Below are 15,438 nucleotides of genomic sequence, written 5' to 3'. Positions count from 1 at the left end.
CAATTACTTAATTTTATTGTGCCTTAAGCCTAATGTGTTTGCACAAAATTGTCGTAAATTAATGCAAAACCGCGGCGAGCAAGTTGAATAAAACAAGTTAAGCCGCGGTTTTGCGATATGCACTTAGTTAAGTTAATTTAAACAAACTACTTTTTGCGCGTCGTATACATTTGTGTATTAAGTAAAGTAGTGTAACGCTTAATAACTCGTGGACGAATAATCTTCATAGACGCAGTCATTAAGCCGTTTTCTTGCGTAAACTCTTCTGGCAAAATAATGAACTTTCGCACAGATTCTGCGCGTGACACGCCTTCATTGGCAAGATCTATAAATTTTTGCACTTCAGCACGAACAACAGCATTATTAGCAGCCTCTTCCATGCTCATAGTGGCGTCAAGACCCTTGAGTTTAAGCCAATTTCGTAAAGTTTCTTCGTCTAAAGTAACAAGTGCAGAAATAAACGGACGCTTATCTCCAAGAACGAGAGCTTGAGACACAAGTTCGCATCTCTTAATCATCTCTTCAATAGGTCCAGGAGCAACATTCTTACCGCCAGCAGTAATAATCAAATCCTTCTTACGTCCGGTAATATAAAGCATGCCATCGTCGTCAATTCGTCCCAAATCGCCTGTTGCATACCATCCGTCTTTAGTAAATGAAGTTTCTGTTGCTTCATCGTTTTTGTGATACTTATGGAATACGCAAGTGCCTTTAATTTGAACTTCGCCGTCGGATGCGATTCGCAAAGTAAAAGCTGGGAATGCGATGCCAACAGAACCTTCTCGGAATGGAACTCCAATAGGAGTAAACGCGCATGGTGCAGTAGTTTCTGTAAGACCATAACCTTCGTAGACAGGAACTCCTGCTCCGCGGAAGAATGAAAGCAATTCAGGATCTAGAGGAGCTCCACCTGCAACAATCCAGCGTGCGCGACCGCCAAGAGCTTGACGAAGTGGACGATAAACAAGCGGATCGTAAGCAGTGCGGCGAGCTTTAGTAAGAGCTTTAGCATCACCAAATTCCTGAACTTCCTTCATATACTGTTGAGCCGTCACAACAGCACCCTGGAAAGCCAAGCCTTTAGCACCGTGACCAGCCTTCTGCGAAGCTGCGTTATAAACCTTCTCAAGAACTCGAGGGACAACGATCATAACCGTAGGTTTTGCAACTTGCAAATCAGAAATCAAAGTAGGAATACCTTGAGCAATATAAATGCGCAACGTACTTGCAACAACAATATAGTTAATTGCTCTTGCAAAAGAGTGTGCTTGAGGAAGGAACAAAAGCACAGAACCGTCTTTTTCGCTAAGCAAATTTGGCAAGTAAACAGGCAAATTCAACGCTGTAGTGCAATAGTGTTCGTGAGTCATTTCCACGCCTTTAGGTGCAGCTGTGGAACCAGAAGTGTAAACAATAGAGCACAAGTCTGTTTTCTTTACAGAATCAATGCGAGCATCTAGTTCCTCATCGCTAACAGCGTATCCGAAAGCTTGAAGTTCTGCTAAACCGCCTGTTTCAATGCAAATAATGCGTTCCAAGCTTGGGCATTCTTCAATAGCTCCATCAGCTTTATCTCGCATGTCAGTTGTTTCAACAATAAGGAAACGCGAGTCGGAATTATTCACAATATTGCGAATTTGCTCAGCTGAATCCGTGTCATAAATAGTTGCAAGAACACCACCACAAGCCATAACTGCTGCGTCGGTGACGTCCCACTCATATGATGTTTTGCACATAAGGGCAACGGCGTCGCCTTTGCGCAATCCGTAGTGCATCAAACCTTTTGCAGCATCGCGTACTTCTTGAAGGAACTGATTAGCTGTTTTTGTGACCCACTTATCGTTTTCTTTATAAGTGTAAAGCGGATCGTCACCCATACGTGCTGCGCGATCTGCATATAAGTCATAAATGCTTGTGCCTTCGTCAAGAGGTGCTGCGCTTTCGGTTTTTGTGGTCAGCAAGCCTGTTTCCGGATCGATAAACGTCGTTGTTGGCATTTGCGCGCCCCACTCTTCTACGTGTGGAAGGCGTTGCTTTTGTGAAAGTAAAGTATTTGTGTTTTCTTGATCCGTATTAAGGTAGTCTGGTTCGCCTGCACGGTCATCGCTGACTGGGTGCGCGAAGTTACTGCCAATACGCAATGCTTTACGGGCAAGATTAAACGCTTGCTGTTGGAGTGCATTAAAAACGGACACATTTGCTCCTTCATTATGCCAAACGGCTTGCGGATTAAGCGCACATCATAGTATCATGCTATGCACTTGCATACTATTAACTATAATAATCGTTCGTATGCTCAAGTAGCAGTTATATTCGATTTGATTAGTAATAATTTTGTATTTGCCATAAGTCGTAGCCTGTCGTTAGAATAGCAAAGTTGCTTTGGCGAGGGAATATGCCGCTAGCTTTGTGGCAGAGTTCCGTTATCGACTGGGCTGATAGCCTCTTATGGTTTTCGGCGCGTCGGTGCGCCTGAAGCTGGATTAACAAACTAAACTATCCAGACCATAAGGAGACCGATATGGCTACAAAAATTACTCTTGAAGGCGAATTGCGCACTGAGTTTGGTAAGGGTGTTGCTCGTCGTTTGCGCGTAGCTCAGCTGATTCCAGCAAGTCTTTATGCTGGCGGTGCTGAACCAGTGCATGTTACTCTTCCAATGCGCGAAACCACTTTGGCTTTGCGTCACGCTAATGCTTTGTTCACTATTAAGTTTGGCAAGGAATCTCGCATTGCAGTTGTTAAGGATGTTCAGCGTAACCCTGTTAAGCGCATTGTAGAACACATTGACTTCTACGAAGTTAAGGCTGGCGAAAAGATTGACGTTGAAGTTCCAGTCTTCGTTGAAGGCACTCCAAAGGGTGCTGCAGTTGCATTCGTGGATGTCCAGGAGCTCAAGGTTCGCGCAGACGTTGCTAACTTGCCAGAGCGTTTGGTTGTTAACGTTGATGGTTTGACCGACGGCATCAAGGTGTTTGCTAAGGATGTCAAGCTTCCTGAGGGTGTTGAGCTCGATATGGATGGCGAAGAATCCGTTGTGAGCGTCACTGTTCCTGAAGATGCTGCTACAGCCGAAGCTGCTGCTCCTGCTGCAGATGCTGCTGCCGCCGCTCCAGCTGCTGCTCCTGCTGCAGAAGAAAAGTAAGTTAACGTATTCACTTATAACTTATAAAATAGTTTAAAATTTTAAGCCGCATAAGTCAGTTCTTATGCGGCTTTTTGTATAAATCAATGAATTTGCTAAATAAATTTTAGTTTAAAGCGTATTTCTTGAAATATTTTTTGAAAAATTTTGGCGTGTAAGTTTTGCGAAAAACAAGAATCGTATTATTCTATACGTTAATTGCGGTAAAAGGCAAGTAGAAATAATCCACATAGAAAAGAGACATAATGGCTGATTTAGAAGTAGCTCCAGAGTTTTCTGACGCTTATGAGTCTTATGATCATAGCGATACAACTCTGTTGAACAAATTGGCTGGCAACTTTGAAGTTCTGCCGAATGATAATCCAGTTTCGGACGCAAAGCGCAACGAACTTATTGATAAGCCTGCTTTCGGTCAGATTTTCTCCGACAATATGGTTCATATGTCTTGGACTAAAGGCGAAGGATGGTCTGATCGTCGTGTAGAGCCTTATGGTCCATTGAAAATGGATCCAGGTGCATCTGTGTTGCACTATGCTCAGGAGTGCTTTGAAGGTTTGAAGGCTTATAAGCGCGCCGACGGCTCTATTTGGCTTTTCCGCCCAGATATTAATGCTGCTCGTTTCCAAAATTCTGCTAAGCGTTTGTATTTGCCGGAACTCTCTATTGATGATTTTATTGGATCGGTTGCAGCCTTGGTAAAGCGAGATAAGCAATGGGTTCCGAGCCGTCGAGAGTATACGCTTTACATGCGTCCATTCATGTTTGCTTCCGAGCCGTTCCTCGGTGTGCGCGAAGCTCACGAAGTTGAATACTGTGTTATCGCTTCTCCATCCGGCCCATACTTCAAGGGTGGTTTGAAGCCTGTTAGCATTTGGGTTGAAGATCAGTGGTTCCGTACTGGTCCTGGTGGTACTGGTTTTGCTAAGTGCGGTGGAAATTACGCTGCTTCCTTGCTTGGTGAATACAAGGGTATTGAGCACGGTTGCGAGCAGGTGTGCTTCGTCGATGCTGCAACTAAGACTTATTTGGAAGAGCTTGGTGGCATGAATATGTTCGCACTCCACAAGGATGGCCATTTGGAAACTCCATCTCTTACTGGCAGTATTCTTCCTGGCGTTACGCGTCGTTCTTTGATTCAGCTTGCTGAGGAAGCAGGACATAAGGTTGTTGAAACCATGATTCCTCTTCAAGGGTTGCTTGACGACATTCGTTCTGGCGAGGTTACTGAAGTCTTTGCTTGCGGTACTGCTGCAATCATTACGCCAATTGGTCGCTTTAAGTCCGATGAATTCGATCTTAAGGTTGCCGATGGTGGTGTTGGTGAGTTGACTCAGGCTTTGCGCGATGAGTTACTTGGCATTCAACTCGGTGATGTCGAAGATAAGCATAACTGGATGTGGAAAGTTTGCGACTGATTTATATAAGTTAGTTAATATTATCTAATCTAATGTTGCTTATGGCGCGTTGTACTCTATATTTAGATATCGTATAGAGTACAACGCGTTTGTTTGTTATGCGCGCAGTGTTTTGGTGAATTTATTTGAAGGGAAATGCTTTGGAAGGTGCGTTAGGGGATAACATCTTTTTTCTTATAGTTGAGTATGTTGCTATGGGATGTTGTGGCATGGTTGGCGGCATGTGGGCTATTCGTAAGAATTATGATGTTTTTGCGATTATTACTACGTCTTGGATAACTGCATTGGGTGGCGGTATTGTTCGTGATGTGTTGCTTGGAGCATTGCCGCCTGTTGGTATTGCTGATCGTGGTTTTGTTATTACAGGTTTGCTTTCTGGTGTTATTGTGGCTGTTGCTCACCCTGAGATTGATAAATGGCGTTGGCTTATGCTTACGCTTGATGCTTTGGCATTGGGTTTGTTTGCGGTGAATGGCACAGCAAAAGGCTTGGATTTCCACATGTCTGGTATGGCTTCAGTATTTTTAGGAATGGCAACTGCTTTAGGAGGCGGTTTGATTCGCGACATGATTTTGAACCAAGTTCCTGTTATTGTGCGGGATAAGCATTGGTACGCTTTCCCTGCTTCAGTGGGATGTGTACTAACCGTTTTTGTTGTAAAAGCAAGGCATGCAGGTTATTTTGGTTTAACTGTTGAAATATTGCTTGATGTCCTTATTGTTGCTCTTGTTGTTGCAATGCGTTTGTTGTCTGTGAAACTAGATTTAACTTTATTTGGAGCAATGAACCGCACGGAACCTATTAAGGTTAGACGTCCTCGTATTCGTCGTATTAATAATCGTCGTCATCGTTAATATTGGGTAAGCGGCAAAAAAGTGTGTCTAAAAACCCGAGTTTTCGTTGAAATATCAAGGGAAGCTCGCTGTCATTAAGCTAAAAAGCTTAACATTTAGTATTACTTGACATTGAAAACAAATAGAGGTATAAGGCGTGCGATGTGCTTAATGCATGCCTAGATTAAGTAGTAAACGCTGCCCAATATGCTCTCATTCAATGAAGAGAAATGGTAGAACACGTAAAGGTGCTATCCGTTGGAGATGTACTGCATGTGGAATGTCTTTTACAAGGAAACGTGAAGATATTACACATGTAGCACAATTTGATAAATTCATTCATTGGATTATGGGAAACCAGACTCAATGTGAAGCCTGTCCTAGTGGTTCTGATAGAACATGGCGATATCGGATTGAATGGTATTGGAATGTTAAACCAGAATTACCCGAGACAGGCGAAATTTATGACTATGTTCAAATCGATGGAACATACCTTCCATACGGGTGGTGTTTATTAACCGCGGCAAGCAAGGGTAAAGTTATTGCTTTGCAATGGTGTAACAAAGAAAATTATTGATGACCAGCAATCAATTGGGTCTTCGGGTTTCGATACAAGCTTTGACTTATGTAGGGCAGATTACTACCCAGATATATCAATTAGAAAAGGAACACTACACTAACGACACGCCTGAATAAACACGTTTACAGACACACTTTTGCCGCTTACCTGATTATGACGGCGTTTCTATCAATCAAGTATTATATTATCGCCTTGTGAGCATAACAACGTGAATCACTCACCACATGTTTGGCCAACATGCTGTTTACTGGAATACGCTTACTCACTAATTGATAAGGCCAATATTAGAGAGGTCATCTTATGATGAAGAAAGTTAGTTCATTGTTAATAGCTGCAGCATCATTACTTGGAAGTATGGTGTTTGCAACTCCATCTTTTGCAGTTCAATCAACATCACAATATGGGAATTTTAAGTCTGAAATGAGAGGATTGCGTTCTCCAGATGGTCGACGTTCAATTGTTCCAGTATCTGGACAAGGATTGAATGTGCATACGCTAGCTGGTGATACTATCGTAGTAAAGAATAATATAGCTACTTGGAGAGATGCAACAAATCATACTATAGCAACTATCAATTTAACAGTTCATGACGGGCAGCATGTTGATTTTGGTTATAGCAAAGTTCTTCATAGGATTGCTCCTACTGTTTCCTTAGAGACAGCTTTAGAACGTGGTGGAAAGAAACATCATTGTATTCCTAAATGGATTGGTGTGGGATGGAATGTTTTATGGGATGCAACAGTTTGTACTCCATTATCACTTGGTATTTCTGGATTGGCGTCACCAATTGCTGGTGTTTCGGCTGATATAGCTTGTAGCGCTGCAGGTGGCACTTTGACAGCAGCATTGGGGTGTTAATATGGATGATGCAACTATTTCGAAGAAGCATGCCACAACAGGGCATCGGTCATGGCTTGCTTCGTTTGCTACCATTTGGCTGACGAGTGTTGTTTTCTCGTGCATCAATCATTTACCTTGGTATGCCAATGCTATTTCAGGGGTAATCTTGCTGATCGCAGCGTTTGTATGCCATGCATTGTTGCAGCATCACCATGTGAAGCCGATGGATTACGTGGTGTTTGCTGCTGCCGTGGCAGTTATACTCGTAGTGGTACTCGTATTGGCGTATATCGTCTAAATTACGTTGCCGATAGAGTGATATAAATAATCCCCAGCACCGATTGGTACTGGGGATTTTCCTTACATGCTGTGTTATGCAGTTACCTGCACAAACTTCACAGAGCGTTAATCGCTACAGCAAGACCAGACTTGCGGTTTGCAGCCTGATTCTTATGAATCACGCCACGACCTGCAGCCTTGTCAAGCTTCTTAGCGGCTACTGCGAAAGCGGCCTGCGCTGCAGCCTTATCACCAGCGGTGATGGCTTCACGAGTAGCACGAATAGCAGTCTTCAAAGCAGACTTTACTGCTACGTTACGCTTATGTGCTTTCTCGTTAGTGAGAACACGCTTTTTCTGCGACTTAATGTTTGCCACTGTTACTCCAAACGACGTTTGCTATATAAGGACATACAAATGATAAGTGTATCATGCTTATTAGATAAATATAGTAGTTTATATAATTAATTTGTTATTGTTGGTTTAATTAAAAACTTATTGAATATGCTATTTAATAAATAACTTTCGTATTTTGCACTTTACGCTAAGGTAGTAGATTTGCTAATATTGATTAGTTATAGTGCTTGATTTATGTTTGCATGTTTTCATGTATTCGCATTCTTAAAAGGAGATATTTGCCTTGATTACACCGCATAACCAGCCAGGATTTACGGATCAATCGTTGATACGCAATTTCTGCATTATTGCGCATATCGATCACGGCAAGTCTACTGTAGCTGACCGCATTTTACAACTTTCAGGAATCGTGCCAGAGCGTGAAATGCGAGACCGTTTCTTGGATCGCATGGATATTGAGCAAGAGCGCGGTATTACTATTAAATCTCAGGCTGTTCGAGTGCCGTGGACTTTTGAAGGCAAAGAGTATTCGCTTGGCATGATTGATACTCCTGGTCACGTCGATTTTACTTACGAGGTTTCACGCGCGCTGGCAGCATGCGAAGGTGCGGTGCTGCTTGTTGACGCAACTCAGGGCATTGAAGCGCAAACGCTTTCTAATCTTTATATGGCAATCGACCACAATTTGACGATTATTCCTGTGCTTAACAAAATCGACTTGCCAAGCGCAGAGCCAGACAAGCATGCTGAAGAAATAGCTGGATTAATTGGTTGCAAGCCGGAGGACGTGTTGCGCGTTTCTGGTAAAACCGGCGAAGGTGTTAAAGACTTACTTGATCAAATTGTGCTGGAAGTTCCAGCCCCAAGCGGAAATCCTGATTCTCCTGCTCGCGCGCTCATTTTTGATTCAGTATATGATTCGTATCGCGGAATTGTCACCTATATTCGTATGGTTGATGGCGAACTTAAGTCGCGCGAAAAATTGCATATGATGGGAATCGGCATGACGCACGATCCTATTGAAATCGGCGTTATTAGCCCAGATATGACTCCAACAAAGGCGCTTGGAGCTGGGGAAGTAGGTTACGTAATTACAGGCGCAAAAGACGTGAGTCAATCTAAAGTCGGCGACACTATTACTAGCGCCGTAAATCCTGCATCTGAGCCTTTGGATGGCTACCGCGACCCTAAACCTATGGTTTACGCAGGTCTTTTCCCAATTGATAACGCTCAATTCCCAGATCTTCGAGATGCTCTCGACAAGCTAAAACTTAATGATGCAGCTCTTATTTACGAGCCAGAAACGTCTGTTGCGTTGGGCTTTGGTTTCCGTTGTGGATTCTTAGGTCTTCTACACATGGAGATTGTTTCAGAGCGCTTAAGCCGCGAGTTTGGCTTGGATCTTATTTCCACTGCTCCTAACGTAACTTATGACGTCACTAGCGAAGATGGTAAAGAACATCACGTAACAAATCCTAGCGAGTTTCCAGAAGGCAAGATTAAGCGCATTATTGAGCCAATGGTTGCTGCAGATATTATTACGCCGAAAGAATTTATTGGTGCTGTAATGGATTTGTGCCAGGATCATCGCGGAGAAATGGGCACAATGGAATACATTAGTGCAGACCGCGTGGAAATGCATTACAGGATTCCTCTTGCAGAAATCGTTTTTGACTTCTTTGATCAGCTTAAAAGCCGCACAAAAGGCTATGCTTCTCTTGACTACCACGAAGATGGCGAGCAAGCTGCCGATTTAGTGAAAGTTGATATTCTTATTCAGGGAGATAAGGTTGACGCTTTTAGTGCGATTGTGCACCGAGATAAGGCTTATTCTTACGGCGTTATGATGACTAAGAAGCTTCGTGGACTTATTCCTCGTCAGCAGTTTGAAATTCCAATTCAGGCGGCAATCGGCTCTAGAATTATTGCTCGCGAGACTATTAGCGCTCTTCGAAAAGACGTGCTCGCTAAATGCTACGGCGGCGATATTACGCGTAAACGTAAGCTTCTTGAAAAGCAGAAGGCTGGTAAGAAGCGCATGAAGATGCTCGGACATGTTGAAGTTCCGCAGGAAGCATTCGTTGCGGCTTTGGCTACAGACGAGAGCGCAAACGATCGCGATACTAAAGATAAGATTCGCGCAGCGCAAAAGTCTGAAGGATGAGTTTAGAGTTGGATGCTGAATTAAATAAATCAGCTATGCAAACTGAAAGTATGCCTTTTGAAGTGTACGTGCACGTGCCGTTTTGCTTGCGCCGCTGCGGTTATTGCGATTTTAACACGTATACTGCTCGCGATTTGGGTGAAGGTGCAAGTCGCGAAGGTTATGCGGATGTTGCGATTCAAGAGATGCGTCTTGTAAAAAAATGGCAGGAATATCACGGAATTTTCGAACCTAAAGCGCAATCTGTTTTCTTCGGTGGAGGCACTCCAACAGTTCTTAAAGCGCAAGATTTAGTGCGAATTTTGCAAGAAATACGCAACTTGTGGGGGTTTAATAAAGACGCGGAAATAACTACTGAAGCAAATCCGGATACTGCAGACGAAAAGTATATTGAAACGCTTGCAGAAGGCGGATTTACGCGAATATCTTTCGGAATGCAATCAGCAGTGCCGCATGTTCTTAAAACTCTTGACCGCACGCATACTCCAGAAAACGTAACTCGCGGTGTAAAAGCAGCAAACGCATGTGGTTTGCGTTCAAGTGTTGACTTGATTTATGGCGCTCCGGGAGAGAGTCTAGACGATTGGCGAGAGTCAGTAGAAATGGCTTTAAGCCTAGGTGTTAACCATATTTCTGCATATGCGCTAACGGTAGAGCCGCGCACAAAAATGGGTCGTCAAATCGCTGCTGGCACTATTCAAGCGCCAAACGACGATGATGAAGCTCAAAAATACGAGTTGGCAGACGAACTTTTTAACTCTGCTGGATTACAATGGTACGAGATTTCTAATTGGGCGCGTCCGGGTTTTGAATCTCAACATAATCTTGGCTACTGGCGAAATATTGATTGGGCTGGAATTGGTCCTGGAGCACATTCGCACTACAATGCTGCCAATCGTATTAGTAAACAAAGCATGGATGATAGTGCTTCTTTAGCTAATCCAAACGAGTTTTATAACCTTCGCTCATGGGATATTTTGCACCCAAAACGATGGGCGCATGCTATAAATCTTGGAAATGTGCCGTGGCAAAACTACGAGTGTATAAATGCTGAAGATGCGCTTATTGAAGAAGTAATGCTTGGGCTTCGCATTAAAGAAGGTCTTAATATTTTGCAATTGTGCGAAAAGATGCGCGAAACTAATAAGGTGTTCGATGATTCGCATTTGCAAAAAGTGTTACGCGAAGTGTGTAAGGAAGATTTGGCAGTGTTGCACGAAAATCGCATTATCGCAACACGCAAAGGTAGGCTGCTCAACGATTTATTAATAGAAAGAATTGTCGACGCGTGTGAAGAAGGCCTTACCGTGCTAAAATAGTGCGTATTGTGTCATAAATGCTTGATATACGAAAATTCAATGTAGAAAGGAACAATCATGGCAAACCGCAAAGAGCGTCGCGCGAAGGAAAGGCAGAGCCGCAAGGGGATTCCTTCTCAATATGATGAAACAAAAGGTCGCGCTCGCGGAGGCATGATTGACGAATACAATTTACAAGAACGCTCTAGAAGACTTCAAGAGAGGGGAACTGGTCCTTGGAAGCCAACTTCTAACGTGACAGCTGAGGAGGAGAGACTGGCTCGCAATGTTAAGCGATCTCAGTTGGGCGATGATACTTGGAATGTTGTTCGTAAAGTTGTCGGAGTGTTTTCCTGGGCTGTGATTTTGCTTTCCGCGCTTGCTTTCTTGGTGATTATGTGGCTTCCTAGCCAGCCTATTGTGCTTGTTGTGGTAGTTTCCGTTTTGTTTGCATTAGGCGTGTTTGGCTTGTTCTTTAGCTTTAGTAATTCTAGGCAGAATCCGCGCCTTGACGAGCACGGCACTGCGATTTAGATGTACTTATAAAATAAGAATGTTTTTTAATGATTAAGGTGGGCACTTGCTAATAACAACGTGCTCGCCTTAATTATTTGTGTGTTACAATTTGTGCATTGTGTATTCTCTGCTTTTTGTATGTTGCACTTTCTACCTGTTATGTCTATTGCGATTACGTACTTTTTAGCGAGTGCTATTTCAAGAAGGATTTTGCTACTACGCAATCGGATGTTTCAAATAATAATCTCGCATTGACTTCTTGGAAATTATTTCCTCGCTGCCTTGATTTGCAGATATGCCGATTCTCGCGCGAATCCACGGATCTTCTTTATGCGTTCTTTCGCTGAGCTGATTTCCTGTAAGATTTCCAAGTTTTGCGCACACTTCCTCTATAATCTTGACCTGCTCATATTCTAAAGTTGCGCATCTTTCTGGAAGAGAAATCAGTAGTTCTTCTTTGCGAATTGTGAATCTTCCTCGATGCCTGTTAAATAGTTCCAATGAAACCGGACCGTTCGTCCAAGCTTCAAAATCTTCCGGAAATAGTGACAATCCAGTTGTAGCTAAGCTGTGCGCTTGAGAATAATACACAAGCTTCTGCAGCTTCATAGTTGTCATTGGTCCCATAATTTCCAATATTTTTGCCGCTACATTAATAATGCCCATCACGCATCTCCTTTTTCTTTGCAACAAATTAATAGCGATTTTATGAATGGAAAAAGTGAGCGTCAATTCGATTAAAGAAATGTGGACAACTTGTATTATGAGTTATTTTTTAGTTTGTGTTATTTTGCAAGTTCAACTTATTTGATTGTTGTTTTGCGAACTAATCATTTAATAGTTCAACATGCAATAAGTTAATAAGCGAGTAAGTTAATAAACTAATTTCGTGAATCTATAAGCGCGTAACCATGTCTTACAAGCACAGATTTAAGTTGCGTAAGATAAGCGAGTGAAGCTCTTGAAAGCTTCGTGCGCTCGTTGGTAATCCAGCCAACAAGCATAGTGTCATCACATTCAAGCGGAATAGTGACAATTTTTTCATTGTTTAAATCGCCGTTATCTATTCCAGTGCAAACAGTGTAACCATTCAACCCAATAATAAAGTTTAAAATGGTAGCGCGGTCAGAAACGTTGATCTTTTTCGGTGGGCGAGTAGGCCAAACCGCTTCTTCTGCGAAGAAGAAACTTCCTTCTTCTCCCTGTTCGTATTGAATAAACGGATACGGTTTCAAATCTTCCAAGCTCAAGCTTTTTCGCACTGCAAGCGGATTATTTCTAGAAAGAAAAACATGCAATTTTGCTCGGAAAAGCGGGTGGAATTCCAAATGTTTTTCACGAAGCAGCTTGCCGATTACATCCTTGTTGTAGTCAGAAAGATAAAGAATTCCAAGGTCTGCGCGCATATCGCTTACTTGCTTAATGATATTTTTTGTGCGCGTCTCGCGAATTGAAAACTCGTATTCGTTAGAATGAATACTGCGAATCATATCGACGAATGCTTCAACAGCAAACATGTAGTGTTGTGTTGCAACGCTGCATAATTGTGGGCGAGGCTTCGTACTTTTGTATCGTTCTTCAAGAAGATCCGCCTGCTCAATTACTTGTCGAGCGTACGTCAAAAACTCAGCTCCATCAGCTGTTAATGCAATTCCTTGAGTGGATCTAGTGAAAATTTCAATGTTAAGTTCTCTTTCAAGCTCTTTTACAGAAGAGCTCAATGCTGGTTGTGAAATATATAGTGCTCGTGCTGCTTCATTCATTGAACCGCAGTCAACGATTTTTACAATATACTTCAGTTGTAGCAAAGTCATACGAGCTTCTTTCGTGAGCTAAAAGTTACGATAATCATCAAAAATCACATAAATGAGCCGCTAACGAATCTAGCAAAAGGTATAGGCATAACCTAATTCTTAGTTGTCATAACCATAGTTCCACATAACCATAGTTTTATATATAATCTTAGTAGTATAAGCTAAATATTTAAGCAATTATTAAAGATTTACTCCTATTGAAGCTAAATCCTTACGCGCTTGCTCTGCAGTTGTAAAAACAAATCCATGCATGCCAACTCTATGAGCTCCATCAATATTTGCTGGCTTATCGTCGAAGAAAACAGTTGTTTGCGGATTTAATCCAAATCTACTTATAGCAAGTTCAAAAATTTCCGGTTCTGGCTTATGCAAATGCTCAACACCGGAAATAATGGTTCCTTGCAAAAGAGTAGAAAGTTCTGGGAATTTGCGTAACGCAAGTGGGAAAGTTTCTTTAGACCAATTTGTTAAGCCCCATACGCCGTATCCAGCTTTACGTAAATCATGCAATAAATCAACCATTCCAGGCATCATTCGTGTCAAAACTTGGTCATAATGAGCGCAATACCAACGGAAAGCTTCAGCAAGTTCGCTTCCAAAGCGACGTTCGTATTCAGGCATAAGATCTTTCAAAAGCTCGCCGCCATCCATGCGGTCCTCAAATTCATAGAACCCGGCTAAATCGTTCTTTCCAAAGCTTCCATTAGGGCAAATAGTATCAACTAAATTCGGGAACTGGTTTTGCAAACAGTTTCGGCAATTCCATTCGAGTAGAACTCTGCAATAATCAAACATGACGTCATGGATCTCAATATTTTGTGCGTTAGTCATTTATTTCTACTCCTTCTATTTTGTTTCATACGTTATTTTACATTCGCGTATTTTGTTTCATGCGTTAATTTTGTACACTGCTGATATTATTCCGCGCGCTACTTTATATTAATAAGAATCCCAAGAACATGCGGTAATGCATTTATAATGTCGCTTGCCACAATTGGATGTTCCAAAGTTAAAGCACGCTTTGATTTCACTATGTCTTGCACTAGTTGAGTGTAATTGTTTCCTCCGCTACTGCGTGACGCAAATACTGCGCAAACTCCATGAATCACAGCTGCGCTCGCTGCAATAAGTGCGTAATTTTTGTTGTTCGCATTGTTTTTCTCGTTGTTGTTCGCGTTGTTTTCGTTATCTTTTTCGTGCTGAGCCAGCAATGCTCCTAAAATTCCTGCTAGAACATCTCCTGAACCTGCAGTTGCTAGCCAGGATGGAGCGTATTGTGCAATATAAATAGGAGAGTGCAATTTTGATGGTGATGCAACTGCTGTTGTTGCGCCTTTAACTAACACAGTTGCTCCAGTAAGATCGGCTGCTTTTTGAGCGTAGTGTGTTGGGTTGCTGGCTATTTGTTGTGCGCTTACTTCTAAATCGTATCTAGTAAAAAGCGAGCTTAATTCTCCTGCGTGAGGTGTGAGAACTACTTTTTCGCAAACTTGTTTTGGTAGTAAGTCTAATGCTCCAGCATCTACGCATATTGGCGGAAGATTGTTATTTAATTGCGTTTCAGCGTTGTCGTTTTTGTTGTCGTTGTCGTTTTCGTTGGAGTATTTTGCAAGTATGCTAGCAATGTATTTTCTTTGAGATAAAGCCGTTTCGTCGTTGCAATGGCTTTCGTCTGGTATGCCGCATCCAACTGTTATTGCGTCGATTTTTCCGTTTAATTGTTCGTATGCTACTACTTCAGGGGATGCTTGCAATACTAAATTTTGTGCACGAAGAGGACCTGAATAACGGACCATTCCAATATTTGCATGTATTGCAGCGCTTGTGCTTAACACTGCTGCTCCGGGATAGTCGTTTGAACCGGTAATTACGCCTAGAACGCCTCTTGAATATTTATTATCGCTTGCATGAGGCGTGCGCAATGGTGTGGAAGCAAGATGAATATCTACTGATATTTCATTATTTGCAGAGTTTTTAGCGTCAGTGTGCGAACTGTCAGGTTTTGCAATGTAATTCATACCATCTGTATTGCCAAACATAGTATTAAGTGTAATCGTCATTAAGCACATGCAGAGTTGGCTAAACATGTGTATTACTGTCTAAACTTATGTATTGTTACAATTTGTAAACATTTTGAAAATATTTGTAATTTTTTTGTTATTCTGCGTGTCGTGAATATTATGGCGTGTCGCTACTAG

General features: G+C 42.2%; 14 protein-coding genes and 1 pseudogene. 9 read left to right on the top strand and 6 right to left on the bottom strand.

Annotated elements, in window-relative coordinates; genetic code table 11:
• Positions 1-146: 146 nt before the first annotated feature.
• Positions 147-2,195, bottom strand: a complete 2,049-nt coding sequence (locus tag HXT57_RS04035; protein WP_012914232.1) for an AMP-dependent synthetase/ligase — start codon at positions 2,193-2,195, stop codon at positions 147-149.
• Positions 2,196-2,521: 326 nt separating this feature from the next.
• On the opposite strand from HXT57_RS04035, the gene HXT57_RS04030 reads away from it, so the two are divergent.
• The 6 genes and pseudogenes from HXT57_RS04030 to HXT57_RS04005 all read left to right on the top strand — a co-directional run bounded on the left by HXT57_RS04030 (position 2,522) and on the right by HXT57_RS04005 (position 7,111).
• Positions 2,522-3,145 carry a 50S ribosomal protein L25/general stress protein Ctc gene (locus tag HXT57_RS04030; RefSeq protein WP_004108747.1) on the top strand — a complete coding sequence of 208 codons (624 nt, stop codon included), beginning with the start codon at positions 2,522-2,524 and terminating at the stop codon, positions 3,143-3,145.
• A 245-nt stretch (positions 3,146-3,390) separates the two neighbouring features.
• A complete protein-coding gene (locus tag HXT57_RS04025; RefSeq protein WP_004108753.1) occupies positions 3,391-4,560 on the top strand; it encodes a branched-chain amino acid aminotransferase in 1,170 nt (389 codons plus the stop codon).
• Between the two features lie 140 nt (positions 4,561-4,700).
• Positions 4,701-5,414, top strand: coding sequence for a trimeric intracellular cation channel family protein (locus HXT57_RS04020; RefSeq protein ID WP_041160500.1), 714 nt, complete (start codon positions 4,701-4,703; stop codon positions 5,412-5,414).
• A 154-nt stretch (positions 5,415-5,568) separates the two neighbouring features.
• A pseudogene (locus tag HXT57_RS04015) lies at positions 5,569-5,964 on the top strand (transposase-like zinc-binding domain-containing protein); the annotation flags it as partial.
• Between the two features lie 309 nt (positions 5,965-6,273).
• Positions 6,274-6,831: a hypothetical protein gene (locus HXT57_RS04010; protein WP_012914229.1), complete on the top strand. Its 558-nt coding sequence runs from the start codon at positions 6,274-6,276 to the stop codon at positions 6,829-6,831.
• Position 6,832: 1 nt separating this feature from the next.
• Positions 6,833-7,111: a hypothetical protein gene (locus tag HXT57_RS04005; RefSeq protein ID WP_033888441.1), complete on the top strand. Its 279-nt coding sequence runs from the start codon at positions 6,833-6,835 to the stop codon at positions 7,109-7,111.
• Positions 7,112-7,208: 97 nt separating this feature from the next.
• Here HXT57_RS04005 and rpsT read toward each other — a convergent pair whose 3' ends face one another.
• Positions 7,209-7,469 carry a 30S ribosomal protein S20 gene (gene rpsT / locus HXT57_RS04000; protein WP_004106518.1) on the bottom strand — a complete coding sequence of 87 codons (261 nt, stop codon included), beginning with the start codon at positions 7,467-7,469 and terminating at the stop codon, positions 7,209-7,211.
• Positions 7,470-7,731: 262 nt separating this feature from the next.
• On the opposite strand from rpsT, the gene lepA reads away from it, so the two are divergent.
• The 3 genes from lepA to HXT57_RS03985 are packed head-to-tail and all read left to right on the top strand — an operon-like array spanning position 7,732 to position 11,444.
• A complete protein-coding gene (lepA, locus tag HXT57_RS03995; protein ID WP_012914227.1) occupies positions 7,732-9,612 on the top strand; it encodes a translation elongation factor 4 in 1,881 nt (626 codons plus the stop codon).
• Positions 9,609-10,931 (top strand): radical SAM family heme chaperone HemW, encoded by a 1,323-nt coding sequence (gene hemW, locus HXT57_RS03990; RefSeq protein ID WP_004108768.1) that lies wholly within the window; start codon positions 9,609-9,611, stop codon positions 10,929-10,931. The genes lepA and hemW overlap by 4 nt, the downstream gene beginning before the upstream one ends.
• A gap of 57 nt (positions 10,932-10,988) precedes the next feature.
• Positions 10,989-11,444 carry a hypothetical protein gene (locus HXT57_RS03985; protein ID WP_012914225.1) on the top strand — a complete coding sequence of 152 codons (456 nt, stop codon included), beginning with the start codon at positions 10,989-10,991 and terminating at the stop codon, positions 11,442-11,444.
• A gap of 198 nt (positions 11,445-11,642) precedes the next feature.
• Here the strand turns inward: HXT57_RS03985 and HXT57_RS03980 are convergent, their stop codons facing one another.
• From HXT57_RS03980 to HXT57_RS03965, 4 genes are all read right to left on the bottom strand, one after another.
• On the bottom strand, positions 11,643-12,092 hold the full coding sequence (locus tag HXT57_RS03980) for a Panacea domain-containing protein (RefSeq protein WP_012914224.1): 450 nt from the start codon (positions 12,090-12,092) through the stop codon (positions 11,643-11,645).
• 215 nt (positions 12,093-12,307) lie between these two features.
• Positions 12,308-13,240, bottom strand: coding sequence for a LysR family transcriptional regulator (locus HXT57_RS03975; RefSeq protein ID WP_012914223.1), 933 nt, complete (start codon positions 13,238-13,240; stop codon positions 12,308-12,310).
• 180 nt (positions 13,241-13,420) lie between these two features.
• Positions 13,421-14,071 (bottom strand): HAD family hydrolase, encoded by a 651-nt coding sequence (locus HXT57_RS03970; protein WP_012914222.1) that lies wholly within the window; start codon positions 14,069-14,071, stop codon positions 13,421-13,423.
• Between the two features lie 98 nt (positions 14,072-14,169).
• On the bottom strand, positions 14,170-15,309 hold the full coding sequence (locus tag HXT57_RS03965; RefSeq protein ID WP_102155119.1) for an ADP-dependent NAD(P)H-hydrate dehydratase: 1,140 nt from the start codon (positions 15,307-15,309) through the stop codon (positions 14,170-14,172).
• Between the last annotated feature and the right edge of the window lie 129 nt (positions 15,310-15,438).

The organism is Gardnerella sp. KA00771 (genome assembly GCF_049244045.1).
Lineage (GTDB): Bacteria > Actinomycetota > Actinomycetes > Actinomycetales > Bifidobacteriaceae > Bifidobacterium > Bifidobacterium swidsinskii.
Note: the sequence above shows the minus strand (reverse complement) of the source record. Positions and strands in the feature narration are given on the sequence as shown.

Coding starts and splice junctions, on each gene's coding strand:
- HXT57_RS04030 (WP_004108747.1), top strand. CDS start 2,522: ATGGCTACAAAAATTACTCTTGAAGGCGAATTGCGCACTGAGTTTGGT.
- HXT57_RS04025 (WP_004108753.1), top strand. CDS start 3,391: ATGGCTGATTTAGAAGTAGCTCCAGAGTTTTCTGACGCTTATGAGTCT.
- HXT57_RS04010 (WP_012914229.1), top strand. CDS start 6,274: ATGATGAAGAAAGTTAGTTCATTGTTAATAGCTGCAGCATCATTACTT.
- HXT57_RS04005 (WP_033888441.1), top strand. CDS start 6,833: ATGGATGATGCAACTATTTCGAAGAAGCATGCCACAACAGGGCATCGG.
- hemW (WP_004108768.1), top strand. CDS start 9,609: ATGAGTTTAGAGTTGGATGCTGAATTAAATAAATCAGCTATGCAAACT.
- HXT57_RS03985 (WP_012914225.1), top strand. CDS start 10,989: ATGGCAAACCGCAAAGAGCGTCGCGCGAAGGAAAGGCAGAGCCGCAAG.
- HXT57_RS03980 (WP_012914224.1), bottom strand. CDS start 12,092: ATGGGCATTATTAATGTAGCGGCAAAAATATTGGAAATTATGGGACCA.
- HXT57_RS03975 (WP_012914223.1), bottom strand. CDS start 13,240: ATGACTTTGCTACAACTGAAGTATATTGTAAAAATCGTTGACTGCGGT.
- HXT57_RS03970 (WP_012914222.1), bottom strand. CDS start 14,071: ATGACTAACGCACAAAATATTGAGATCCATGACGTCATGTTTGATTAT.
- HXT57_RS03965 (WP_102155119.1), bottom strand. CDS start 15,309: ATGTGCTTAATGACGATTACACTTAATACTATGTTTGGCAATACAGAT.